The sequence below is a fragment of the Mesorhizobium sp. M7A.F.Ca.CA.002.05.1.1 genome (assembly GCF_003998335.1).
In the GTDB taxonomy this organism is placed as follows: Bacteria; Pseudomonadota; Alphaproteobacteria; order Rhizobiales; family Rhizobiaceae; genus Mesorhizobium.
The window spans coordinates 1-968 of the sequence record NZ_RZQI01001387.1 but is presented as its reverse complement, the minus strand read 5'-3'; the positions used below and the strand labels follow the sequence as shown (position 1 = coordinate 968).

1 protein-coding gene and 1 pseudogene are annotated in these 968 nt (G+C 64.3%); one reads left to right on the top strand and one right to left on the bottom strand.

All coding sequences use genetic code 11. From position 1 onward, the window contains the following. Positions 1 to 376: NAD(P)(+) transhydrogenase (Re/Si-specific) subunit beta (locus tag EN939_RS35785; RefSeq protein ID WP_164751585.1), on the top strand; the 376-nt coding region annotated here is incomplete at its 5' end. A 77-nt stretch (positions 377 to 453) separates the two neighbouring features. Here EN939_RS35785 and EN939_RS35780 read toward each other — a convergent pair. Next, a pseudogene (locus EN939_RS35780) lies at positions 454 to 968 on the bottom strand (hypothetical protein); the annotation flags it as partial.

The following is a 968-nucleotide window of genomic DNA, read 5'->3' as shown; positions in this document are numbered from 1 at the left end:
CAAATATGCCATCCACCCGGTCGCCGGCCGCATGCCCGGCCACATGAACGTGCTGCTCGCCGAAGCCAATGTGCCCTACGACGAAGTGTTCGAACTCGAGGACATCAACTCCGAATTCGCGCAGGCCGACGTTGCCTATGTCATCGGCGCAAACGACGTCACCAACCCGTCCGCGCGCGACGACAAGTCGTCGCCGATCTACGGCATGCCGATCCTCGATGTCGACAAGGCCCGCACCTGCCTGTTCGTCAAGCGCTCGCTCGGCTCCGGCTATGCCGGCATCGACAACACGCTGTTCTACAAGGACGGCACCATGATGCTGCTCGGCGACGCCAAGAAGATGACCGAGGAAATCGTCAAGGCCATGGATCACTGATTTCGCCACGGCGCGACTGACCCAAACACAAAAGCCCGGCGCAAGGCCGGGCTTTTGCTTTTCAATGCTGAGCCGCTTCAGCGGCTGGTGAGAAAAACCGCTTCCTCATCGTCGCGCTGCCTGCCCCCAAGGGCCGCGGCAGCACTGGCGATGAAGGCGCCGATGGCCAGCGACAGCGCACCAAGGAGCGCAAAGGTAGCGCCAGCCTTCCTGGCGGTGTCGGCAGCCTCCTGCGCCTTGACCTTGGCGTCCTGAGCCCTGGCGATGATCGCATCCACCCGCGCCTTGGCATCTGCTTCCGAAAGACCGGTGCGAGCGGCGACGAGTTGCGACAGATAGGCCTTGTCGTCTGCCGAAACCTCGCCTGCCGCCGCACCGGCGATTAGGATGCGCGAGGCCTGCCCGGTCGCGGCGGTATCGCTGTCCGGATTGGCGGCAGCCAGCCTGCCCGGATCGGCCGGACGGAACAGTGAATCCACAAGGTAGGATGTCGCATTGTCGACCGATGCGCTGCCGGCATTGGCCGAAGCCCCCGCCGATGCACCCATGGCAGCGCCAGATGCGACGGTGGACACCGCTTGCACGCCTGAAC